Source organism: Staphylococcus sp. mip270_02, assembly GCF_054031535.1.
Map to the genome: position 1 here is coordinate 815,212 of NZ_CM132934.1, position 23,588 is coordinate 838,799.

The window sequence follows — 23,588 nt, forward strand, 5'->3', positions numbered from 1 at the left end:
TTTTTGCGCACTAATAGCGATCAAATTATATTTTGGAAGGGATGTTTTTAGATGTTTAAAAAGCTATTTGGACAGCTTCAGCGTATAGGTAAAGCTTTAATGTTACCAGTCGCTATTTTACCTGCTGCCGGGCTATTACTGGCAATAGGCACAGCTATACAAGGGGAGGAACTACAACACTATCTACCATTTATTCAAAATGCTGGTGTTCAAAGTGTAGCCGAAATGATGGCAGGCGCTGGAAGCAGTATATTTGATAATTTACCAATGATATTTGCTTTGGGTGTTGCGATAGGTTTAGCTGGTGGAGATGGTGTTGCAGCAATTGCAGCATTTGTCGGTTACGTTATTATGAATAAAACGATGGGGGCATTTTTACATGTGACGCCAGACAATGTTAACGACGCAGCAAGTGGTTATGCAAGTGTCTTAGGCATACCTACATTACAAACGGGTGTGTTTGGCGGTATTATTATTGGGGCATTAGCAGCGTGGTGTTATAACAAGTTCTATAACATTTCGCTCCCGTCCTATTTAGGTTTCTTTGCTGGTAAACGTTTTGTACCGATTATGATGGCAACAACTTCATTTGTATTAGCGTTCCCAATGGCATTAATATGGCCAAGTATTCAATCTGGCTTAAACGCATTTAGTGAAGGTTTATTAGATTCAAATACAGGGGTCGCAGTTTTCTTATTTGGATTTATTAAACGTTTGTTGATTCCATTTGGTTTGCATCATATTTTCCATGCACCGTTTTGGTTTGAATTTGGCGCCTGGAAAAATGCAGCTGGCGAAATAATTCACGGTGACCAACGTATATTTATTGAACAAATTAAAGAAGGTAGTAATTTAACAGCTGGTAAATTTATGCAAGGGGAATTTCCAGTTATGATGTTTGGTCTTCCAGCAGCAGCTTTAGCAATCTATCACACAGCAAAACCTGAAAATAAAAAAGTAGTAGCTGGCTTAATGGGATCAGCAGCTTTAACTTCTTTCTTAACAGGTATTACAGAACCTTTAGAATTTTCATTCTTATTTGTAGCGCCATTACTATTTTTAATTCATGCGATTCTTGATGGTCTATCTTTCTTAACTTTATATTTACTAGATGTACATTTAGGTTATACTTTCTCAGGTGGATTTATCGATTATGTCTTATTAGGCGTCTTACCTAATAAAACACAATGGTGGTTAGTCATTCCTGTAGGACTAGTCTACGCAGTGATTTACTACTTTGTATTCCGATTCTTTATCCTTAAATTTAAATACAAAACACCAGGTCGCGAAGATAAACAAGCGCAAGCTACGAATTCATCTGCAAGCGAATTACCGTTTAATGTGTTAAACGCAATGGGTGGACAAGAAAATATCAAACACCTTGATGCATGTATTACGAGATTGCGTGTTGAAGTAGCAGATAAAAGTATAGTGGATACTGCGGAATTAAAAGCATTAGGTGCTTCAGGTGTACTCGAAGTAGGTAATAATATGCAAGCAATTTTCGGACCTAAATCTGATCAAATCAAACATGATATGTCCTTAATTATGAAAGGTGAAATCACAAAACCTAGTGAGACTACAATCACTGAAGAAGATGAGGAAAATACTGTTCAATTAAATAAAGTATCAGAAACAGAGGTTTATGCTCCAGGTAAAGGACAACTTATTCCTTTGTCAGAAGTGCCAGATCAAGTATTTGCTCAAAAAATGATGGGTGATGGTGTAGGTTTTATTCCAGAAAATGGAGAAATTGTAGCGCCATTTGATGGGACAGTTAAAACAATCTTCCCGACAAAACATGCTATTGGGTTAGAATCTGAACAAGGCATAGAATTATTGATTCATATAGGCATCGATACAGTTAAGTTAAATGGTGAAGGTTTTGAAAGTCTTGTGAATACTGGAGATTCTATTAAGAAAGGTCAACCACTTATGAAGGTTGATTTAGACTATATTAAGTCTAATGCACCAAGTATCGTAACACCTTTAATCATAACAAATTTAGAAGATCGTACAATTGAAACAGCCGATGCAAAAAATGTATCTATTGATGAAGTAATTATGAAAATTAGTCAAAAATAATAAATTATAAAATTAAAACTAAAAGAGTTCGAGGCATAATACGATATGTCTCGAGCTTTTTTATTAGCTCAGGAATTCACACGAAAATAAAAAATGTTGAAATATTCTGAAATTGTAAATATTATTAGAATTAAGAAAAGAGAAAGTAATGGGTGATAAAAATGAAATATAAACCAACAATGAATGTAATGTCGAAAGTATCATTAGTCCCACCAGAATTAAATATGGCGGAATCACTATATAGAACAATTAAAAATAATTTTAAACACTTGTCACCATTTTTAGATTTTATAACAGACGATGTGACGATTGAAGATGAACGTGCATATTTAAAAATGATGATTCAGCAGCATGCGGACAATAAAGCGAGATTGTTTTTAATTTACTATGAAACAACACTTATAGGTACTGTTGATTTACATAAAATAGATGATAATAATAATAAAGCTGAAGTAGGTTATTGGATAGCTGAAGGATATACGGGTAAAAACATAGTAACAAATTGTGTTAATCATTTATGTCACTTTGCGTTTGAAACGTTATCTCTTAACAAACTTATAATTAAAGCTGATGTTAGAAATATAGCCAGTAACAAAGTAGCTGAAAAAACAGGATTTACTTTTCTAGCTACAGATGTAGAAGACATCTTTGATGGTGAAAATTATAGAGACATGAATAGATATGTCCTACTTAAAAAGCAATTTGAGCAGCGACAAAGATAATTTGTTATTAGGAGGGAGTATATGGAACTTACTAGAGGCATAAACCATATAGGATTAACAGTTCCTGACATTGAAAGTGCTACTCAGTTTTTTAAAGAAGCTTTAAACGGTAAAATTGCGTATGATAGCCAGACTAAAGCAGACGAGCCGCGAGGAGGGCCACATATTGAACATGTTTTAAATATTGAAGAAGGGGCAGTAATTATAAAAAAAAGAATGATGGTATTTAATAATGGCCCTAACATAGAGATGTTTGAATTTAAGCATGCTACACAAAATAATCCGATATCTTTACAGGATATAGGATTTACACATATTTCATTTTATGTGGATGACTTTGATAACACACTAGCTCAAGTTAAACAAGCTGGAGGTATACCAGTATCTGAGCCACATGCTAATACAAGATATGAAGATACGGCCGGTAATCAAACAGTATATGTTAAAACACCATGGGGGAGTTTAATTGAGTTACAAACTGTACCGAATGGTTTTTATTACCCGGACAATAGTGAAGCAACTGTCTTTATACCAGAACCATAACTAAATATAACTAAATGGAGGAAAGAAAAATGTTACAAAACAAATTAAATGTAGCTAATTTGAAAACACCTATTCATAAATTAGAACAGTTAAGTGAGACTTTAGGTAAAAATATTTATATTAAAAGAGATGACTATACTGGAACTGAAATTTCTGGTAACAAGGTGCGTAAATTAGAATATACCTTGCAATATGTCTTGGATAATGGCTATGATACAGTAATCACAACAGGGGCAATAACATCAAATCACGCAAGAGCGACCGCTGCATTATGTGCACAATTCAACATAACATGTCATTTAGTACTTCGAGGTAACTTGGCAGAGTTTGAAGGAAATCTATTTTTAGATGCGATGTTGGGGGCGCATATTCATATCATTGAGCCATCAGCTTCAAGAGAAGAAGCAATGGAAGCATTACAAAATGAATTAGAAAAACAAGGAGAACGGACATTTGCGATACCAGCAGGCGCTTCTGATTGGATAGGATCACACGGTTATATCAATGCTTTTAATGAAATTGTTGAACAAGAAAAAGAGATGGACGTCCAATTCGATTCAATTAATTTAGCCGTCGGTTCTGGAGGAACTTATGCTGGTCTTTGGTACGGTAATATAAAAGACGGTTTAAATAAAAATATCATGGGGTTCGCAGTCACTCAAAGTGCGCATGAATTTAAAACAAAAATAATCGAAATATTAACTCATTTAGATGATAGTATATCATCATTTGACATGATATCTATCAATGATGATTATATTGGTCTTGGTTATGGACAAGCAACAGATGAAGAATTGCAATTTTATATAGATATTGCCCAACAAGAAGGGATTATTTTAGACCCAACTTACACAGGAAAAGCCTTTAGAGGTTTAGTTGAAGAAATTAAAGCTGGTAGCTACGACAATCAAAATAATATTTTATTTATTCATACAGGTGGATTACAAGGTTACACACAGGCAACAAGAACACGTATTCAACAATTGCTTCCTGAAATTATACAGGATAAATAGCAATAAACTAAAAACTATTATTATGTTTGCATTAAAGTAATGTATTATAGATGAAGTTTATATTGGTGAATTTGCGTATTACTATATTTATAACATTGAGTTGTAGCATTCTACGTAATTATATAAGGAGCGTAATGAGTCATGACCATTAGAAAATTAGTGTCAGAAAAAGCGATAGAAGTGAATGGTTACGATATAGATGCGATGGGTATCGTAAGTAACATAGTATATATCAGGTGGTTTGAAGATTTACGTACGGATTTTATAAATCAATATATGCCTTACTCTGATATGATGAATCAACATATTTCACCAATATTAATGAAAACAGAGGCAGAATATAAAACTCCTATAACTATACATGATAAACCTATAGGCCGTTGCTACATTGTAAAAGCGAGCAAATTGCGGTGGGAATTTGAGTTTGAGATTGTGTCTGAGGACAAAGTACATTGTTTAGGCCATCAAAATGGTACGTTTTTTGACCTACAAAATCAAAAGGTGACAAAATTACCAGAAGTTTTTCAAAATATACTGTGAGAATAATAGTTAGTTTAGTTAGGAATTTGAATGTGTTCATGTATGGTATTATAAGTAAGCAAAAAGTTTGCTACATTATAGATAAACAAGGCATAATGATATTCAATTTATTAAAATAAAGGTGGTGTTCAATCGTGCAACAGACATTGCCAACGATAGATTCATTTCATGACTTTATAGCTCGACATCCATTGGCTGTAATACACATTATGAGGGACAATTGTAGTGTGTGTCATGCAGTATTGCCACAGATAGCTGATATAGTAAAAGACTTTCCTAACGTACCTTTGGGTATTGTTAATCAAAGCGAGTTAGAAGAGATAGCAGGGGAATTATCTATCTTTACTGTACCAGTAGATTTGATATATCTAGAAGGAAAAGAAATGCATCGCCAGGGTCGTTTCATTGATATGCAACAATTTGAACATCAATTGAACTTAATGTATCAAAGTTTAGATAACTAAAATTTGATAAGCACTTTTCCATAGTCACTCATATTAATAAAATAATGAAATTCTTGTAATATAAGTTTCTACAGGGTTTATTATATTTTTGAAATCTATTAAGCAAAGATTATGAAAAAGCTGGGACATTAATTATGTCTCAGTTTTTTTATGCTTTTTCAGAAATTAAATTGCTCGTCATAAAAAAGTGGAAAATTTGATAAAAACTGTCATAATTATGTTAAATAATGTATGACAAGTAAAATTCATAGTGCTAAGGGGGATTTTTATGCGAATTGAAAGAATTTGTCCAAATGAAGCGGAAGCGCTTTATGATTGTATGAGAAAAATTGATGAAGAGTCCCAATATATGCTCTATTTACCAGATGAAAGAAATTTCGATAAAGAACGTTTTATAGATGACATAAAGCGCAATTTTTATATTGGTGTCAAGTCGGAAAATAACCAAATCTTAGGTTATTTATCAGTACATATTAGTACATTAGCAAAGGTGAGGCATATTGGTTACATTGTTAGTGGATTAATCAATGATTTGAAACAACAAGGTTTAGCGACGCAAATGTTTGATGAAACTTTTAAATGGGCTGAACGCAAAGGCATCAGAAGGTTGGAATTAACAGTGATTACTACTAATAAACCCGCTGTAAATTTTTATGAAAAGGTAGGCTTTAAGATTGAAGGGATTAAACATAAGTCTGTTTATATGGATGGTCATTTTTTTGATGAATTTTATATGTCTATGATGTTGAATGAATTCTATAATACTGAGTCTGAAAATATATGGTAGGGGCTTCATGAATTTCAAAAATGTCACAGTTAGTTAATGAGATAGTTCCTTTTGTTAAAATTATTGTTGAGTGTGTTATAAACTATATGTAATAGCAATATTAATGTAATAGGCAAGGAGGAAAAATTATGATAAAAAAAATAGCTACATTATCAAGTGTGACAATTGCCGCTTCATATCTATACGTAAAAGTAAGAGAAAAACGAAGTTATAAAAGCTTTTTATATGAATTAATGTTAAAAATCACTAATACGAAAAGTTCATTTGAAAATGTTGAAAATGCGCAAAAAAGTTTAGATGCTGTGAAAGAAGAAACAAAGGGTCTATACAATGGTACAGAATATCGTTTTAAACATAGGGTGCAAGCGACAACAGTACAACAGTCTACGGTTTATACAATCAATAATCAATCTGATAGACAACAACAAGTCGTATTATATATACACGGTGGTGCTTGGTTCCAAAATCCAATGAAAAATCACTTTGATTATATCGATACACTTGCAAGTGAATTGAATGCGAAAATCGTTTTACCTATTTATCCAAAAGTGCCACATGCGACTTATAAAGAGACATTTACATTATTAAAAGAAATATATGAAAGTATTGTAAGGGAGGTAGAAGATCCACATCAAATTATAGTGATGGGAGATTCAGCTGGTGGGCAAATCGCGTTATCATTTGCTCAGTATATTAAAATGCAATCATTACCTCAGCCAAGTAATATTATTTTGATTTCTCCTGTACTAGATGCAACATTATCTAATCCAGAGTCAGCAGTTTATGAAGAAATTGATCCGATGTTAGCTAGAGAAGGAAGTAAGTTTTTCTTAGAACTATGGTCTGGAGATTTATCTTTAACAGATTGGCGTGTTTCCCCGATGTTTGGAGATTTAGAAGGGCTGGGGCATATTACGTTAATCATTGGTACAAAGGAAACATTATATCCAGATGTACTTAAACTTTCGAATATGTTGAATAAAAAGAATATAAGTCATGATTTTTTACCAGGGTATAACTTGTTTCATATTTATCCCGTATTTCCAATTCCTGAAAGAGCACAAGTAATAACAAAACTAAAGCAGATTATTAAAAAATATTAGCCTTAGTTTGAATCAAGGTAGTTTAATAACGAAATGATAAAACTTAAATTTCTAAAATACAATAAAGAAGTGAGGTGGCAGTCTAATATTTAATTTAGACTGCCACCTCACTTCTTTTTAATTATTCATTAGAATAAATCATATAGATGCTAACATCAATTTAATAATGTATTAATTTTAATTTGTATGATTCTTTTTTAAAGAAATCATTAAGATTAATAACATAATTAATACTATACCTAATAATTGGAATGGTAGAAATGTTACTTTTAACCAAATAGCGCTAGACACAATAGCCATTACAGGTTCTATTGTGCCAAATAAAGTGGTTTCCTTTGCTGATAAATACTGCAAACTTTTTATAAAGAAAAAGAAAGCAATTGCAGTTCCTCCTATAATACCGAAACCTAAATAACTTAGTGTACTGAACGTTATTTGTGAAATATCAAATTGCCACAATGGTGCTTTGAAATTCATCAATATTCCTGAAATTAACATCGCCCATCCTACCACTAAGATTGAAGAAAAATTAACTAATAATTTCGTTGCATATATAGTGTAAAAGGCAAGGGCGATACCAGAAACCACTCCCCAAGTGATGCTTGAAGTTGGTACTACGAGACGACTTAGAGAACCATTTGTTAAGAGTAGAAATGTACCAGTAAGTGTCAGCGTAATAGTTACTAAATCGAAAATCTTAAAAGTTGCTTTGCCACGTATAATAAACCAGAAAATAATATAAACAGGAGCAATATATTGCAGTAACGTAGCTATTGCTGCATTACCTTCATCGATAGAAGCCATATATGAGTATTGTACGAGTAACATACCAAAAATAGAGAATATCAACATCTGTATCGTACTTGTAAAGTTTGAGAAGATAGTAAATATGGAATGTTTGGGATTTAATATTTTGAAAATAATCATAAGTATTACGCCACTAAGTAGTAGTCTAGTGGTAACATACCAGTTAACATCGATATGCCTATACCTAAATAGATAATCTGATACTGTTCCGCCAAGCCCCCAAAAGGATGCACCTACAATCGCTAAAATAATACCTAACATACGTTTTTTTGTTTTCATTATATCACCTAATAATTATTAATATATTAAACTATAAATGAAAATAGTTTGATATAATACATTAAAATGTATTAAAAATATCAATATATTGAGGTGACGTTGCATGGATAACGAAATGGTCATAGGAAATAATAGAGAAGAATATATAAGATATCCAGACTATCAATGGAAGCATGTTATTCTACGTACTACTTTAAACCAAACACTATTAGGTCATATACCTTTACATTGGCATCATGCTTTACAATTCGTCTATGTAATTAACGGCACAGTAAAAATAAATATTGCTGAGAATACTATAATATTAAAGGAAAGAGACGGTATATTTATAAATGCCAATATTGTGCATGAGGTTCACGATATCGTTGAAGGCAGTACGTTTTATTGCTGGAATATTGAGCAACCTAGCATTACAAACTTTATTGAGTATAAATATGTAAATTATATTATTGAGTTAACAAACCAAGTTCCATATATATATTTATCATTTGATCATAAGCAGCAACGAGTACTTTTAGAAATAATTGAATATACAGGTATGATTTATGAAAAGCAAGAAGACTTGTATCAGCTTGAAATCACAATACAATTTTATAGCGCTATTAAATGGTTGTTACATCACGTGCCAGGCTATATAGATGATTTAACTTACAATTTTGATAGTCGCGTTAAACAAATAATTGAATATATACACGAGTATTACTCAAACAAAATAACGTTACAACAACTAAGTGGAGTTATTCATATGAGTGAAGCGGAAACGATAAAGTTATTTAAGAGGGCAACTAAACAAACGCCATTTGAATATTTGCAAAAAACAAGGCTAGAGGCTAGCATCTATCAGTTAAATCATAAAGCAAAATATACAATTACAGATATTGCCATGCAATGTGGATTCTCTACCACGAGTTATTTTATAAAATTATTTAAGGACACATATGGCATGACTCCAAAACAATATCAAAAGTTCCAATTGCAGTCATAAGATAAAGCAACGTAAATAAGGGTGAGATAGAAAACAATAGTTGAATGCTATCTCACCCTTGTTATCTTTATTAAGATTAATTTACTACTATATAAATAGTTATTTCAGCTAACAATTAGAGTAATTACCTTTATCTTAAAACGTTCTATCATGACCATTATCACAAATAATTTTTATTTTAGATTTTTTAAGTAAGTAGGGAAAAATTCTGTGTATAAATCAATGAATTTGAAGTAGCTATCTTTTTCAACATATTCGTCTACTTGATGTGCCTGACTTACTAGGCCAGGGCCGTACATGATAAATGAAAAATCTTCATCTTTATCAACTAATAAGTCAGAAGCATCTGTAACTCCTGGCGATGCTTCGTAAGGTAAATCTGTATTTAAATATTTTAATCCTAAATCATGGGCTAGTGTCGCTAGTCTATTTTTACCGGTAGTATAAACAGGAGGTCTAGACATATACGTATCAATTTCTATGTCTGTATTATCGGTTTCAACTTGTTTTAAAATTTCGTCGAAATAAGTTATGAATTGGTCATTGTCATGTTCTGGAATAGTGCGAATGTTAAACTCAGATTCAGCATGTTCTGGTATAGAGTTTACTTGATTGCCACCATTGAAAATTGTAGCGTTCATGATTGGGTTACCTAATAAATCATTATTTTTATCAAATTTCGTGAACCCTTCATCCGCTTTATATACAAATTTCACTAAAGGTGATATCGCATTAAACCCTAATTGTGGCATAGAGCTGTGGGCAGCCTTTCCTCTTGAAATAACGCGAATGTCCATAGAACCCTTATGTGCATAGATGATTCTATCTTGTGAAGGTTCTGCAATAACTAGTGCTTCTACATCTTTCATGTAACCTTCTTGTTGGAAAGTTTTAGCACCTTCACCAACAATTTCTTCTCCTGCAGTGGCTAATAGTCTGATCCGCCCGTATTCTAATAAGTTTTTATCATGGATATCAATCATGCTTAATACTAAAGCAGCTAATCCAGATTTCATATCGGCTGCTCCACGACCATATAGTTTGCCATCTACTTCAGTCAATTTAAATGGATCAAATGTCCATTTATTAATATCGCCTTCAGATACGACATCCATATGACCAGAAATACCTAAAACAGGCCCTTCGGTCCCAATCTCTGCAACTAAGTTGGCTCTCGTATCATTGATTTTAATTATTTTTGATTCGATACCGTGTTGGGATAATAAGTCTTTTAAGTATTCACAAACTTGCATTTCATGGTCATTTACGGATTTGATTGTCACTAAATCCTCCAAAATTTGAACCTTTTCACTATCTGTAAATTTACTCATAATTAAAAACCCCTTTTCAATAAATATAAAATTCAGACAATTTAAGTATAGCTAATAAAATTGAAGAATTGTAACTAAAAGGGTTGAATTTAACGTAAAGAAAATTTGGAGGACAATGCTTTGTAATATATATTAATAAAATGATAGAACTTATTAAATATAAAAAATCATACATGATTTTTTATCAACTTTGTTCTAAAGTCCATGTATGATGCTTATCATCTTTCAATGAAGATACATTATTTAATTTGTAATCGTTACTAGATTGTGAACCTTGAGGTATATCACTAGATTCAGTAGTTTTTAACTCAGAAGATTGGGAACTGTTGTTGATATAGTCTACGTTTTCAATATTTTTAGTGTTATCAGAATCTAACACAGCGCCTCTCATATCATTACCTTGAAAACTTCCTACTAAAAGCATAACCAGATAAGCGCAACAAATAATCGCTACAATAGCAAGATATATTGAAACCACCAATTTGACTGATTTACTCATAAACTACCTCCTAAAATTTGTATCAGTTGTCCCTTACACATATAAGATAACATGTAAATTTTAATGCTATGTAAAATTGAGGTAAATAATATATTTATTTATTTTCGTTATAAATTCTTAGATGAATAAAAAACATTAAAATTATTCATATAAAAATAAAACATATGTAAGAATCAACAAAAAGCTTTTGCGTAAGGATTCATAAGTGTATTTATTTTTTTTACAGATGAATTGTAAACTCAGATTTACAAATTATTAATAGATAATTCAAACTATTTAAACTAAATCAATAACTGCATGATAGCATGTCATTATCAAAAGATAGCAGTAGATTAGACATATCATTTAATAATATTGAAATTCTAGCTATTTTGAATACATAAAATTAAATAGGTTGTTGAAAAGAGGGATAAAATTTGCTACTAATCATAATTTGTATCGGGGTTATTCTTTGGTTAGGTATTGTTGAAAAGAAAAGGCATTCTAACAGATTAGAAAAGATTCCTATACGTATCAATATAAATGGTATTAGAGGTAAATCTACTATAACTAGATTGATTTACAGTACTTTACGTGAGGATAACTATCGCGTTATTGGCAAAACAACAGGTACAGATGCGCGTATGATGTATTGGTTTACACGTAGGGAATATCCAGTTTATAGAAAACCACAAGGAGCTAATATTGGAGAACAACGTGATATTATCAGGAAAGTTGTTAAACAAAAAGCCAACGCTTTAGTTAATGAATGTATGGCTGTGAATCCCGATTATCAAATTACGTTCCAGAAAGATCTTGTAAAAGCTAATATAGGAGTTATCGTCAACGTAATGGAAGATCATATGGATGTTCTTGGACCAACGTTAAATGAAGTGGCGGAGGCTTTTACAGCAACTATTCCTTATAGAGGACATCTTGTTGTTATGAAAGATGATTATACAGACTTTTTTGCTAAAGTAGCAAAAAGGCGTAAGACGAAGCTTATCGTTGTAGATAAGGAAGAAGTGCCAGAATCGTATTTAAGGAAATTTGGTTACATTGTGTTCCCTGACAATGTAGCTATTGCAATGGGTGTTGCAGAAGCACTTGGTATTGATAGAGAAATCGCATTAAAAGGTATGCTGAATGCGCCACCAGATGTTGGAGCCGTTGAGGTTAAATACTTTGATGCTAATCAGTCAACTAATGTTTATGTCAATGCGTTCGCTGCTAATGAACCGAAATCGACTAAGGCAATATTAAATAAGGTAGAAAGTTATAACTATCCATATAAGAAAATAGTTATTATCTTGAATTGTCGTTCTGATAGGGTCGATAGAACACGGCAGTTTGCTGAGGACTTTATTACTGAAGTTGATTTTGACACATTGATTTGTACTGGTAAGAGTACGCAAATGGTTACTGAAGTAATGAAAGGACAACCGGATAAAAAGTATTTGAATTTTGAAGGTAGAGATATAAAAGAAATAGAGCAAGCGTTATACCAAGAGTCTCAAAACTCATTGATATTTTGCGTGGGTAATATCCATGGACCAGGTAAACAAATAGCGCAGTATATAGAAGGGATCAAATAATATGATAGGTTCAGAATTATATTTTTCATTATTTGTGGGCATTGTATTAAGTTTAATCTTCGCTGAAAAATTTGGTATTAGTCCAGCTGGATTAGTAGTACCTGGATATTTAGCTTTAATTTTTGATCAACCAATTATGCTATTATCTGTACTCATCATTAGTTGTATTACATACTTTATCGTAAATCATGGTATAAGTCGGATTGTTATATTATATGGCCGAAGGAAATTTGCAGCCATGATCTTGACTGGAATGGTTTTGAAATTTGTTTTTGACTTAATATATCCAGTGACACCATTCGAGATGGTCGAAATGTCGGGCATAGGTGTCGTTATACCAGGCATTATAGCAAACACGATTCAAAAGCAAGGTGTCATTATTACTTTATCAACTTGTATGCTTTTAACATGTATCACTTATGTCATTTTATTCTTTTATAGCTTTATCAACTAGTAAGGAGCATATATATGAAGAATTCTAAAAGATTTTCAATAGAAGAACGCATACTCAAGTGGACTAAACGACATAAGAAAAGAAATACAATTTACACTAGCATTATTTTAATTATCGCTATTGTACTTTTAGTATTTGTCATGACATCACAAAAAATTGAACCCGTTAAAGCTATGAATAAAGGTCAAGGTGATATAAGAATGACATATTTAGGAAATGTCGAATTAAATAACCACATCAGGAAGAATAATATTAGCGAAGCTTTTAGTGCTATTAAGCCAATTTTAAAAGGGAGTGATTATTCTACAGCAAGTTTAAAGGTATCGAAATTCTCAGATGATAGAAAAAAAAATATCAATAAAAACTTAGAAAATGTAATGTTTTTAAGAGATTTGAATATTAAAAGCTTAAATCTTATCAACCAAGTTACAGACAATGTAACTGCGAGAGACTTAATGAAATCAGTAGAAGCTCAGTCAGGCTATAATTATTTAACTGGAAATGGCTCCAATGCTATCAATAGTAAAACAGTACAACAAACGGTTAAAAATAAAAAAATAGCTAATGTATCTTTTACTGATGTTGAATCAGACTATACAGATACATTAAAAAATACGACATCAGTTAGTTTGGAGCCAAACATTTATATCCCATTAATTAAAAAACTTAAAGAAAACAATGATTATGTAGTTGTTAACGTTGATTGGGGTATCACAGATGAACGATCAGTTACTACTAGGCAAAGAGAATACGCGCATTCGTTAGCTGATGCGGGTGCTGATGTGATAATTGGTCATAACTCGGTAGTACAAGAAATAGAAAAATACAAAGACACCAGTATCTTTTACAGTTTAGGCAATGTAACATCAGAAGATTTTTTATCTAAAAACAAACAAGGTTTAGCAGTGCAACAAAATTGGAACGGTGACCAGTCTCAATTTACGGTGACGCCAATTAAGTCACAAGGTGGGCAAATCACTAAATCTAACCCAAGTAAAGTAGAAGAAATCAAGTTACTTAATAATATTGAAGGTAAAAACATAAATTTTAAAAAAGAGAATGGAGGTTACGTTTATGAACATTAAAAAACATTGGGTAAGTATAACAGTTGTTTCAGTTGTATTGGTTGTTTTACTATTAATTGTTTTCGCGAGAGCGAACGAAGGATTAGATCAATATGAACTAAATGAATTGAAAACTTCTCATCATCAATATCTTTCTAAAGGAGCTTAAGTATGAGTATTTATAATAAAAAAACGCTCATCGTAATATTACTCCTTACAATTATCATATCTTTTGGCTTTTTTATGATAACTAAAAAAGATAATTATAATAAAGATGAATTATATGAGAATAAAATAGCAGATCATGCCCAGGATCTTTCCGACAAAAATTACGGTGTTGCTTCAAACAATCCAATCGCAACGCGGGTTGGGGAAAAAATATTGCAAGACGGCGGTAATGCGATAGATGCATCTGTAGGTGTTTCTTATGCACTTGCAATAACAGAGCCTCATTCATCCGGTTTAGGTGGTGGTGGCGCAATGTTAGCTTATGATGGCCAAGAAAACGTTGCACCAAAGCAATGGCAATACAAAGACATATCATCTTTTGACTTTAAACAAAAAGACGAGATAGGTACACCTGGATTTGTTCGTGGTTTACACGATGCACATAACGAAGGAGGCAAGATGGAGGAACAGAAAATATTAGACTATGTTATACCTTTAGCTGAGGATGGTTTTGAAGTGGATTCAGAACTGGAACGTAGTTTAAAACTTTATGGCTCAGATATTGATCGGAACTCCCCATTTTTTGATAGTGGCCAGACGAAAAGAGAAGGTGACGTTGTAAAACAACCAGCTTTAGCTAAAACGATTAAAGGCATTAGAGATCATGGACCGGAATACTTTTATGAGAAAGTAGGTAAAAGTGTTTCTAAGCAAGTGGATGATGAAGTTAATGAAAAAGATTTTACAAGTTACAAAACAGAGAAAAAGGAACCGGTAAGTACAGATTACCTAAATAATAAAGTATATTCTGCATCTAATCCGTTAGGTGGAACGCTAATGCTACAAGGTTTAGAAATTGATGAAGCAACAGGTAATGATACAACCCCTGATAACCGATTAGATTATATTACAGGTATGTTAAAGTCTAGAGCATTGATGTATAGAAATAGAGATATTATTAATGGTCAAGATGAAGACTACGATGAATACTTATCTCAAGATTATATATTAGGAAAATTAAACGAGGTTAATTTTAATAGTAATTTCAATACAAATAATGTGGACAATACAAGTACTACACATTTTGTAGTTATAGATAAAAACGGTAAGTTAACAAGTACTACCAATACTTTAGCAAGTTTCTTTGGTTCCGGTAAATTTATGAAAGAGGGATTCTATATGAATAACTCATTAAACAACTTTTCATCTAATCCGGCAAGTCCGAACTATGGTGGGAAGCATAAAGAGCCAAGGTCGTTTACAGCACCAAGTATTGTAGTAGGCCCTGATTATTACATGGGTATAGGAACGCCAGGAGGTAACAAGATACCAACCACATTGAATGAAGTGTTGGTAGATTATTTAAGAGGTGATGGTACCCTACAAGAATCGATAGATAAGCCACGTTTTTATAATGATGGGGGACAAATTTTTTATGAAAATGCTACAAGTAAACAAGATATAGATATATTCAAAAGTTTAGGTTTTCAGATTGAAGAAAAACGTAATGATCCTAACTTTGGCAGTGTCCAAGCCGCACTATACAACAAGAATAATAAAACTGTTGAAATTGGACACGATGTCGGTAATAGATAGTAAATAAAGGGGTAAGATAGAAATTTTATATAACATCAACAACAAAAGAAAACGGATAGATATCAGTTTGAGATATCTACCCGTTTTTTACTAAATGATTAAGTAAGTTGTTTTACCAACCTTGGCCTGCTATATCGTAGTTTGCTAATTGGCCTTTTTCCAAGTCTTGAATTGCAGCTTCTAGCACATTTAAAGCAGTATCTAACTGATCATAAGTTATGACTAATGGTGGTTGGAAACGCAGTACATTTCCAGCAACAGCAATGATGACGACACCATTGTCAAAACAACGATTACAAATCTTTAAAGCTGCTTCAGGATTGCGCACTTTTTTAATTTTATCTGACACAATATCGATACCAATAGAGAGCCCTTTACCTCTGACATTTCCGACAGATTTATATTTTTCAGGCCATTGATTCAGGCGTTCACGAACGTAATATCCTTTATCAGTACTAGCCTGCAATAGTCCTTGATCTTCAATCATAGAAATTGTAGCTAACGCAGCTTCACAACTTACCGGATTAGCACCAGTAGTAAATAAATGAGCTGGGGCGTCTAAATAGTCCATGATTTCTGAACGCCCAACAATGGCGGACATTGGTAGACCACCTGCCAGTGATTTACCAAATGTAATAAGATCAGGTTCAATATTATAATGCGATACGGAACTCCAACAACCTGTTCGTCCTAACCCTTGTTGGATATCATCCACAGCCAATAATATACCGTGTGTTTGGCATAACTCTTGTAAGGCTTCAAAGTAACCGTCTACGGGTTCAAGTAAACCGCCATCGCCTTGGATAGTTTCAATCATGATACAAGCTACTTCGTCGGCTGGTACATACTTTTCGAACATTTCTTTAAGTGGAGCAAGATATTCTTCTACTGTATTTGGATTTTGATGCTCAAACATACCGCGATAATTATCTGGAAAAGGAATGTGATAGAAACCTGGTAGCATTGGACCATAATGTTTACGCATATTTAAACTGATTGCAGACATAGAAAGTGATCCATATGTAGAACCATGATAAGCATTGATAAAACTAATAATATAAGGTCTTCCTGTATATGCGCGAGCTAATTTAACGATGCCGTCATTTGCATCTGATCCCGAAAGGCCGAAAAGTGCACGTTTCTCATAGGCACCTGGTGCAATTTCACATATTTTTTTAGCTAATTTGACTAAAGGCTCATGATACATGTACGCAGGAGTATAATGTATGAATTGATCAACTTGTGCTTTGATAGCATCAGTAACCTGTTTAGGTGCATGACCAACGTTTTGAGAACTTGCACTAGATAGCAGGTCAATATATGTTTTTCCTTCAACGTCTACGAGTGTTGCACCATAGCCATGCGAGATAGCTAATGGATAATATTTAATTCTTCCTGGCTTAGCAAAGTATTTACTATCTTCATTGATAAGTCGTTCTGATTTGTTCATAATTGATGCGCCTCCCATAATTTAACGTAGGGTGTGTCGATATGTATAAAGTCATTGTGAGTTATGTTTCGTCAGCATATACACAGCTTAAAATTATAAAAGTAGTGTCTATATTTATGGTAAAAAGTCACGTAAATAAATAGCTAATAAGTCGAATATACTAAGAAAATTTAGAATTGTAAATATATTCTGAAAAATTAAAGTTGAATAACGCTTTTTTAGTGTAAAATAACCATTTTATTAGATAGAAGTGCTCAATTTTAATTACTTGCAAGTTGAATTTTATAATAATATATATTGAGCGAGGTAATATGATGCTATTAAAAACATAAAAACAGTTATAACTAGAAATGAATGATAAAAATTGGTATATTGTGCTTAAGAAATAATGTTTATCTCTATAACATAAAAAGTAAAATCTTTAAAAGATTTATCGAATGGTAAAAAGTCAAAAATATTTAAAGTTAAAATAAAAAAATAAATTATAAGATTTGAAAGTGAATAGGAGGAAAAACATATGATATATGCTGGTATATTAGCGGGAGGTATCGGTTCTAGAATGGGAAACGTGCCACTGCCAAAACAATTTTTAGATTTAGATGGTAAACCTATATTAGTTCATACGGTTGAAAAGTTCTTGCTCACAAATGAATTTGACAAAATATTTATTGCGACACCACAAAAGTGGATTTCGCATACGAAGGATACGTTGCGTAAGCATCAAATTAATGACGATAGAATCGAAGTGGTACAAGGTGGTTCAGACCGTAATGAAACGATTATGAATATTATAAATGAAGCTGAAAAAGCACATTCTATAACTGATGAAGATGTAATCGTTACACATGATGCGGTTAGACCATTTTTAACGCATCGAATCATCAAAGAAAATATTGAAAGTGTATTAGCACATGGTGCAGTCGATACTGTAATACCTGCAACTGACACTATTATCACTTCAAGCGATGGAGAACAAATACAGTCTATCCCAGTCAGAAGTGAAATGTATCAAGGTCAAACACCACAATCATTTAATGTGAATTTATTGAGGAATAGCTATAATGCGTTATCTGTAGAAGAGAAAGAAATAATGACAGATGCCTGTAAAATTCTTGTAGTAGCTAATAAAAAAGTGAAATTAGTGATGGGAGAATTATATAATATTAAAATCACCACACCTTATGATCTTAAAGTAGCGAACTCTATCATCAAAGGTGGGATGTTGAGTGATTAATCAAGTTTATCAATTGGTTGCGCCAAGACAATTCGAAGTAACATATAATAATGAAAATATTAAAAGTGATAAAGTTGTTGTAAGACCATTATACTTATCAATTTGTGCGGCAGATCAAAGATATTATACTGGTAGCAGAAATGAACAAGTATTAAAGAAAAAATTACCGATGTCTCTAGTTCATGAAGGTGTTGGTGAAGTTGTTTATGATAACAAAGGCATATTTAAGACTGGTACAAGAGTTATTATGGTACCGAATACACCCGTAGAAACAGATGAAGTCATAGCAGAAAACTATTTACCTAGTAGTAAATTTAGATCTAGTGGTTATGATGGTTTTATGCAAGATTATGTTTTTATGGATCATGACCGTGTCGTAGAAATCGACGATAGTATCGAAGATTTAAGTACAATTGCATACTCTGAATTAGTAAGCGTGAGTTGGCATGCGATCCAAAGGTTTGAGCGTAAATCAAATGCAAATAAAAATAGTTTTGGTATTTGGGGCGATGGCAATTTAGGATATATTACTGCAATTTTATTAAATAAACTATACCCCAATGCAGCAATTTATATCTTTGGAAAAACAGATTATAAATTAAGTCATTTTTCTTTCGCAGATGAAATATACCATATACATGAAGTACCTGAAGGGGTTACTTTTGATCATGCATTTGAGTGTGTAGGCGGAAAAGGTAGCCAGTCTGCAGTAAACCAAATCATTGATTTGATTTCACCTGAAGGCACAGTTAGTTTGTTAGGTGTAAGCGAATATCCTGTTGAAGTTAACACAAGATTAGTGTTAGAGAAAGGTTTAACAATGTTTGGAAGCAGTAGAAGTGGTGCGCAAGACTTTAAGGATATTGCGAAATTCTATAAAGATCATCCAGATGTTGTGGAAAAATTAGCGCTACTCAAAGGTAACGAATTTGATGTTAAAACCATTAATGATGCAGTCAATGCATTTGAAACAGATTTATCCACTTCGTGGGGCAAGACTGTCATTAAATGGACGATGTAAACTTTTAAAAATAAGCAATTAGTAATAATATTTTGGAATAATATTATGAACAGGATAGAGAGAGGTTTTTTAAATTGAGTAAATCTAAAATAATAATTGATAATATTTATTGGGAACGTATTCAATTATTTATTTCTGGTCATGTTGAGGATATCGAATTGAACAAGAAACGTTTTGTTCTACGTAATTTAACTGAGACTAAAGAATTGAAAGCAAACGATGTGAAAATTAATGGAAATCAATTCGTAGCACGCTTTAATGTGGCTATATTGGATGACGGAAATTATCTACCTTCAGGTGAATACTTAATTGTATATAAAGGTGACTTTGATTATATAGCTAATATTAATTCATCATTGTTAGAACCTAGTCAATATACGTTAGAGGAAGATGAGCTGGAACAGTATCATGAGATAGATACTCAAAATGGTAAGAATAATTTTCTATTAGAACATTTTATGTACACGTTTAAAAAAGGTGGCAACTCTAATAAAACAGAGTATGTTGTGAGGCCGATGATATCCAGTGAAGTTAATGAGTTTGTACTAGATATCTTGTTTAAAGCTCCAATACCTAAGTTAAATCCTCTAAAACAAAAGATTGCAGATTTGAAATTAAAGTATAATCGTTATTCATATAATGTACGTAATTTTGTCTTCCAAATGATATTTAATACAACAAAATTTTTCCATTTGAAAAAGGGAAATACTGTACTATTCACATCTGATTCAAGAGCTGAAATGTCAGGTAACTTTGAATATGTTTATAATGAGATGTTACGCCAAAATTTAGATGACAAATATAAGATACATTCCTTGTTTAAATCTAATATTTCGGCACGTCGTAACTTTATCGACAAATTTAAATTTCCGTATTTATTAGGTAAAGCAGATTATATATTTGTGGATGATTTTCACCCATTACTCTACACAGTAAAATTCAGAAAAAGTCAGGAAATTATTCAAGTATGGCATGCAGTTGGTGCTTTCAAAACTGTTGGTTATAGTCGAGCTGGAAAAAAAGGTGGTCCATTCTTTAATTCTGTAAATCATAGAAACTATACTAAGGCCTTTGTTTCATCAGAAACAGATATACCATTTTATGGTGAAGCCTTTGGTATTAAAGAACAAAATATAATTCCGACTGGTGTGCCTAGAACAGATATCTTATTTGATGAGGCGTATGAGCAACAAGTTACAGCCGAAATGGAGGAGGCACTGCCAATCATTAAAGATAAAAAAGTGATTTTATTTGCGCCTACATTTAGAGGTAATGGACATCATACGGCGCATTATCCATTCTTTAAAATTGATTTTGCTAGATTTGCAAGGTATTGTCGTGAAAATAATGCAGTAGTTTTATTTAAAATGCATCCATTTGTGAAGAATAGACTAAATATTCCTAGAGAATACGAGCAATACTTTGTGGATGTTTCTGATTTTAGAGAAGTTAATGATATTTTATTTGTTACGGATATTTTAATTAGTGATTATTCATCACTGGTTTATGAATTTGCGGTATTTAAACGACCGATGATTTTTTATGCATTTGACCTTGAGGATTATATTACATCACGTGATTTTTATGAGCCATATGAAATGTTTGTGCCAGGGAAAATTGTAGAGTCATTTAGTGATTTAATAACAGCACTAGATAATGAAGACTTTGAAGTAGACAAAGTAGAACCATTCTTAGATAAGCATTTTAAATATCAAGATGGTCGTTCGAGCGAACGTTTAGTAAGAAACGTATTTGGAAGCTAAGAAAAACTGAAAATAAAAAATTATGATGAGCTGAAACAATAACTAATAAACTAAAAGTAAGATAATGAATCTATTCATAAGATTATGTATCATTAAACTAACTATGTGTTATTAGTATTTCAGCTCATTTTTATAAGGTGGATATATCAATGGAATTTTCAATCATAGTACCAAGTTACAATTCTGAAAAGTATATAGGAGAACTATTGAACAGTTTACAGAATCAAAAATACGATAAGAAGGATTTTGAAGTTATACTGATAGATGATTGTTCTACAGATCATACTTTGGAGATAGTAGAGTCTTATAAAAACAAATTGAATTTAACTGTAAAACAACTTGAAGCCAATTCAGGTGGCCCTGGAAAACCTAGGAATACAGCTCTAAACTTAGCTAAAGGAGAATATGTCTTCTTTGTAGATTCAGACGATTACATTCATCCAGATACATTGAAAGATGTATCAAAATTTGTTGAAGGTAATCAGGCTGATGTGGTTCTAGTTAAAATGGAAGGTGTAAATGGTCGTGGCGTTCCTAAATCTATGTTTAAAGAAACCAATGATGATGTCACATTAGCTAATTCACGTATTATTTATACATTAAGTCCCACTAAGTTTTATCGTACGTCCTTACTACGTGATAATCATATTGAGTTCCCAGAAGATTTACGTAGTGCAGAGGATCAACTATTTACAATGAAAGCATACGTTAACGCAAAGAAAATCGCTGTATTAGCAGATAAACCATACTACTATGCGACTAAGCGAGAAGGGGAACATATGAGCTCGGCATATGTGTCACCTAAAGATTTTTATAAAGTTATGGGATTAATTACAGAAGAAATTCTTAATAGCCCTTTAGACAATAGACATGATATATTAGGGTATTTTTTAGATCGCCATTTTTCATTTTCAAGAACAAATAATTTTTCACTTAAAATAGCAGATGATAAAAAAGAAGATTGGATGGATGCGTTAGGCGACTTTATACAAAAAGTACCAACCGAAGTAGACGATATAGTCAGAGATTCATTAAAACCATTGTTATATTATGCACGCAAAAAAGATATGAAACATTATCAAATTGTTGAAGAAAGCTTTAATAATGGCCAATTTTATAATTTTAGTGCGCAACAAGGTGTATTGCAAATTCAGTTTGATCGTGAAGAACCATACTTTATATTCAATAAATTAATGAAACCGGATATAAGAATGACCCATTTTAAATTTAATGAACAAGGTTTTGAATTGGAATTAGAATTTTTAAGTTCAATTATCAACCCTAATCATGTAGCTTCTATGATACAACTGAAGTTAGTATCACGTAATAAAAAAGAATTGATTTATATACCTTTAGCTATTAATGATCAAACATGTTTTAAATTTAATGCTTCTATGAAGGACATTATGCCGTATTTAATTAAAGAAAAGGTTTGGGATGCATTTTTAGAAATGCGCGTAGATAATATGAGTGTTGAAAAACGCATTGGCGGTAAACGCTTAAAGTATTCCTATGGAAAAGAAACGAGTACAATTGCTTCACTGAATGATAATTATTATCGTTTTACACCGTACTTCACAAAAGATTTTGACAATCTATCATTTTATGTAACTCAAAATAAATTAGACGATATGATTGAAGTTACGATAAAAGATAGTAAAACGATTCAACTTAGTAGTTTAGAATTTAACTATATTTTGTCTGAAGGTTTAACAACTGTATTACTGCCAGATACGTTTATGTATGGTTACCTGACTGCTCATCAATCTAAAGAAAAAATGACTTATAATATAGCGCTCAACGATAAGATTAAAGCTAAAAATCTTAAAAAGAATTTCACTTTGGAATCGCCATATTTTAATTTAAGGTATTAACCAGTATATAATAATAAAAAGCAACGATATAACTATAAATACTTGGGTTTAAATATTTATAGTGAGCTAACTTATGGGTGGGAATACGAAATCAATTTTCAAATTTGATTTCTATCCTGCCCTTTAATTTTAATTTGATAGTGATGATATAGGGTGACGACTATATTAATGCATCCATATAAGTATGATGCTTTAGAGAGTTCAATAATCTATTGTATAATTTATAAACTAT

At 32.1% G+C, this 23,588-nt stretch carries 22 protein-coding genes; 18 read left to right on the forward strand and 4 right to left on the reverse strand.

Annotated features, from left to right (window positions below):
* The first annotated feature begins 51 nt into the window (after window positions 1–51).
* The 8 genes from ptsG (at window position 52) to ACW5YJ_RS03590 (ending at window position 7,257) form a co-directional block, all read left to right on the forward strand.
* A complete protein-coding gene (gene ptsG / locus ACW5YJ_RS03555; RefSeq protein WP_457338496.1) occupies window positions 52–2,085 on the forward strand; it encodes a glucose-specific PTS transporter subunit IIBC in 2,034 nt (677 codons plus the stop codon).
* A gap of 161 nt (window positions 2,086–2,246) precedes the next feature.
* Complete coding sequence (locus ACW5YJ_RS03560) at window positions 2,247–2,807, forward strand: GNAT family N-acetyltransferase (protein ID WP_017723755.1); 561 nt, start codon at window positions 2,247–2,249, stop codon at window positions 2,805–2,807.
* Window positions 2,808–2,828: 21 nt separating this feature from the next.
* Window positions 2,829–3,350 (forward strand): VOC family protein, encoded by a 522-nt coding sequence (locus ACW5YJ_RS03565; protein WP_153672095.1) that lies wholly within the window; start codon window positions 2,829–2,831, stop codon window positions 3,348–3,350.
* A 29-nt stretch (window positions 3,351–3,379) separates the two neighbouring features.
* Window positions 3,380–4,363, forward strand: a complete 984-nt coding sequence (locus tag ACW5YJ_RS03570) for a D-cysteine desulfhydrase family protein (protein ID WP_107552457.1) — start codon at window positions 3,380–3,382, stop codon at window positions 4,361–4,363.
* A gap of 141 nt (window positions 4,364–4,504) precedes the next feature.
* Window positions 4,505–4,903 (forward strand): acyl-CoA thioesterase, encoded by a 399-nt coding sequence (locus ACW5YJ_RS03575; RefSeq protein WP_457338497.1) that lies wholly within the window; start codon window positions 4,505–4,507, stop codon window positions 4,901–4,903.
* Between the two features lie 134 nt (window positions 4,904–5,037).
* Window positions 5,038–5,367, forward strand: a complete 330-nt coding sequence (locus ACW5YJ_RS03580; RefSeq protein ID WP_017723751.1) for a thioredoxin family protein — start codon at window positions 5,038–5,040, stop codon at window positions 5,365–5,367.
* 268 nt (window positions 5,368–5,635) lie between these two features.
* The gene (locus ACW5YJ_RS03585) at window positions 5,636–6,154 is read left to right on the forward strand and encodes a GNAT family N-acetyltransferase (protein ID WP_107552461.1); all 519 of its coding nucleotides are present in this window, start codon (window positions 5,636–5,638) and stop codon (window positions 6,152–6,154) included.
* Between the two features lie 128 nt (window positions 6,155–6,282).
* Complete coding sequence (locus ACW5YJ_RS03590; protein WP_135091954.1) at window positions 6,283–7,257, forward strand: alpha/beta hydrolase fold domain-containing protein; 975 nt, start codon at window positions 6,283–6,285, stop codon at window positions 7,255–7,257.
* A gap of 177 nt (window positions 7,258–7,434) precedes the next feature.
* Here the strand turns inward: ACW5YJ_RS03590 and ACW5YJ_RS03595 are convergent, their stop codons facing one another.
* Window positions 7,435–8,343 carry a DMT family transporter gene (locus ACW5YJ_RS03595; protein ID WP_107552136.1) on the reverse strand — a complete coding sequence of 303 codons (909 nt, stop codon included), beginning with the start codon at window positions 8,341–8,343 and terminating at the stop codon, window positions 7,435–7,437.
* A 103-nt stretch (window positions 8,344–8,446) separates the two neighbouring features.
* Here ACW5YJ_RS03595 and ACW5YJ_RS03600 point away from each other — a divergent pair, with 103 nt between their 5' ends.
* Window positions 8,447–9,328: an AraC family transcriptional regulator gene (locus tag ACW5YJ_RS03600; RefSeq protein WP_153672099.1), complete on the forward strand. Its 882-nt coding sequence runs from the start codon at window positions 8,447–8,449 to the stop codon at window positions 9,326–9,328.
* 173 nt (window positions 9,329–9,501) lie between these two features.
* Here the strand turns inward: ACW5YJ_RS03600 and ACW5YJ_RS03605 are convergent, their stop codons facing one another.
* On the reverse strand, window positions 9,502–10,659 hold the full coding sequence (locus ACW5YJ_RS03605; protein ID WP_017723746.1) for an ArgE/DapE family deacylase: 1,158 nt from the start codon (window positions 10,657–10,659) through the stop codon (window positions 9,502–9,504).
* Between the two features lie 184 nt (window positions 10,660–10,843).
* The gene (locus ACW5YJ_RS03610; protein WP_017723745.1) at window positions 10,844–11,158 is read right to left on the reverse strand and encodes a hypothetical protein; all 315 of its coding nucleotides are present in this window, start codon (window positions 11,156–11,158) and stop codon (window positions 10,844–10,846) included.
* Between the two features lie 416 nt (window positions 11,159–11,574).
* Here ACW5YJ_RS03610 and pgsB point away from each other — a divergent pair, with 416 nt between their 5' ends.
* Genes pgsB through ACW5YJ_RS03635 form a run of 5 tightly spaced genes read left to right on the forward strand, consistent with a single transcriptional unit; the run spans window position 11,575 to window position 16,014 of the window.
* Entirely contained in the window at window positions 11,575–12,732 is a 1,158-nt protein-coding gene (gene pgsB / locus ACW5YJ_RS03615) for a poly-gamma-glutamate synthase PgsB (protein ID WP_457338498.1), read from the forward strand.
* A 1-nt stretch (window position 12,733) separates the two neighbouring features.
* Window positions 12,734–13,186 (forward strand): poly-gamma-glutamate biosynthesis protein PgsC, encoded by a 453-nt coding sequence (gene pgsC / locus ACW5YJ_RS03620; protein ID WP_017723743.1) that lies wholly within the window; start codon window positions 12,734–12,736, stop codon window positions 13,184–13,186.
* 14 nt (window positions 13,187–13,200) lie between these two features.
* Entirely contained in the window at window positions 13,201–14,271 is a 1,071-nt protein-coding gene (locus ACW5YJ_RS03625; protein WP_017723742.1) for a CapA family protein, read from the forward strand.
* Entirely contained in the window at window positions 14,261–14,419 is a 159-nt protein-coding gene (locus ACW5YJ_RS03630; RefSeq protein ID WP_167750726.1) for a hypothetical protein, read from the forward strand. The genes ACW5YJ_RS03625 and ACW5YJ_RS03630 overlap by 11 nt, the downstream gene beginning before the upstream one ends.
* Window positions 14,420–14,421: 2 nt before the next feature.
* Window positions 14,422–16,014, forward strand: a complete 1,593-nt coding sequence (locus ACW5YJ_RS03635) for a gamma-glutamyltransferase (protein ID WP_017723740.1) — start codon at window positions 14,422–14,424, stop codon at window positions 16,012–16,014.
* A gap of 112 nt (window positions 16,015–16,126) precedes the next feature.
* On the opposite strand, the gene ACW5YJ_RS03640 is transcribed toward ACW5YJ_RS03635, so the two are convergent.
* Window positions 16,127–17,464 carry an aspartate aminotransferase family protein gene (locus ACW5YJ_RS03640; protein ID WP_017723739.1) on the reverse strand — a complete coding sequence of 446 codons (1,338 nt, stop codon included), beginning with the start codon at window positions 17,462–17,464 and terminating at the stop codon, window positions 16,127–16,129.
* A gap of 517 nt (window positions 17,465–17,981) precedes the next feature.
* Here ACW5YJ_RS03640 and ACW5YJ_RS03645 point away from each other — a divergent pair.
* From ACW5YJ_RS03645 to ACW5YJ_RS03660, 4 genes are all read left to right on the forward strand, one after another.
* Window positions 17,982–18,698: a D-ribitol-5-phosphate cytidylyltransferase gene (locus ACW5YJ_RS03645; protein ID WP_119603768.1), complete on the forward strand. Its 717-nt coding sequence runs from the start codon at window positions 17,982–17,984 to the stop codon at window positions 18,696–18,698.
* The gene (locus ACW5YJ_RS03650; protein ID WP_107551445.1) at window positions 18,691–19,719 is read left to right on the forward strand and encodes an alcohol dehydrogenase catalytic domain-containing protein; all 1,029 of its coding nucleotides are present in this window, start codon (window positions 18,691–18,693) and stop codon (window positions 19,717–19,719) included. Before ACW5YJ_RS03645 ends, ACW5YJ_RS03650 begins: the two co-directional genes overlap by 8 nt.
* Window positions 19,720–19,793: 74 nt before the next feature.
* Window positions 19,794–21,482, forward strand: a complete 1,689-nt coding sequence (tarL, locus tag ACW5YJ_RS03655) for a teichoic acid ribitol-phosphate polymerase TarL (protein ID WP_457338499.1) — start codon at window positions 19,794–19,796, stop codon at window positions 21,480–21,482.
* Window positions 21,483–21,631: 149 nt separating this feature from the next.
* Entirely contained in the window at window positions 21,632–23,356 is a 1,725-nt protein-coding gene (locus ACW5YJ_RS03660; RefSeq protein WP_457338500.1) for a glycosyltransferase, read from the forward strand.
* The last annotated feature ends 232 nt before the right edge of the window (window positions 23,357–23,588 follow it).

Coding starts and splice junctions, on each gene's coding strand:
- ACW5YJ_RS03590 (WP_135091954.1), top strand. CDS start 6,283: ATGATAAAAAAAATAGCTACATTATCAAGTGTGACAATTGCCGCTTCA.
- pgsC (WP_017723743.1), top strand. CDS start 12,734: ATGATAGGTTCAGAATTATATTTTTCATTATTTGTGGGCATTGTATTA.
- ACW5YJ_RS03575 (WP_457338497.1), top strand. CDS start 4,505: ATGACCATTAGAAAATTAGTGTCAGAAAAAGCGATAGAAGTGAATGGT.
- ptsG (WP_457338496.1), top strand. CDS start 52: ATGTTTAAAAAGCTATTTGGACAGCTTCAGCGTATAGGTAAAGCTTTA.
- ACW5YJ_RS03560 (WP_017723755.1), top strand. CDS start 2,247: ATGAAATATAAACCAACAATGAATGTAATGTCGAAAGTATCATTAGTC.
- ACW5YJ_RS03640 (WP_017723739.1), bottom strand. CDS start 17,464: ATGAACAAATCAGAACGACTTATCAATGAAGATAGTAAATACTTTGCT.
- ACW5YJ_RS03660 (WP_457338500.1), top strand. CDS start 21,632: ATGGAATTTTCAATCATAGTACCAAGTTACAATTCTGAAAAGTATATA.
- ACW5YJ_RS03595 (WP_107552136.1), bottom strand. CDS start 8,343: ATGAAAACAAAAAAACGTATGTTAGGTATTATTTTAGCGATTGTAGGT.
- ACW5YJ_RS03610 (WP_017723745.1), bottom strand. CDS start 11,158: ATGAGTAAATCAGTCAAATTGGTGGTTTCAATATATCTTGCTATTGTA.
- ACW5YJ_RS03635 (WP_017723740.1), top strand. CDS start 14,422: ATGAGTATTTATAATAAAAAAACGCTCATCGTAATATTACTCCTTACA.
- ACW5YJ_RS03565 (WP_153672095.1), top strand. CDS start 2,829: ATGGAACTTACTAGAGGCATAAACCATATAGGATTAACAGTTCCTGAC.
- ACW5YJ_RS03630 (WP_167750726.1), top strand. CDS start 14,261: ATGAACATTAAAAAACATTGGGTAAGTATAACAGTTGTTTCAGTTGTA.
- ACW5YJ_RS03585 (WP_107552461.1), top strand. CDS start 5,636: ATGCGAATTGAAAGAATTTGTCCAAATGAAGCGGAAGCGCTTTATGAT.
- ACW5YJ_RS03605 (WP_017723746.1), bottom strand. CDS start 10,659: ATGAGTAAATTTACAGATAGTGAAAAGGTTCAAATTTTGGAGGATTTA.
- ACW5YJ_RS03625 (WP_017723742.1), top strand. CDS start 13,201: ATGAAGAATTCTAAAAGATTTTCAATAGAAGAACGCATACTCAAGTGG.
- ACW5YJ_RS03570 (WP_107552457.1), top strand. CDS start 3,380: ATGTTACAAAACAAATTAAATGTAGCTAATTTGAAAACACCTATTCAT.
- ACW5YJ_RS03645 (WP_119603768.1), top strand. CDS start 17,982: ATGATATATGCTGGTATATTAGCGGGAGGTATCGGTTCTAGAATGGGA.
- ACW5YJ_RS03600 (WP_153672099.1), top strand. CDS start 8,447: ATGGATAACGAAATGGTCATAGGAAATAATAGAGAAGAATATATAAGA.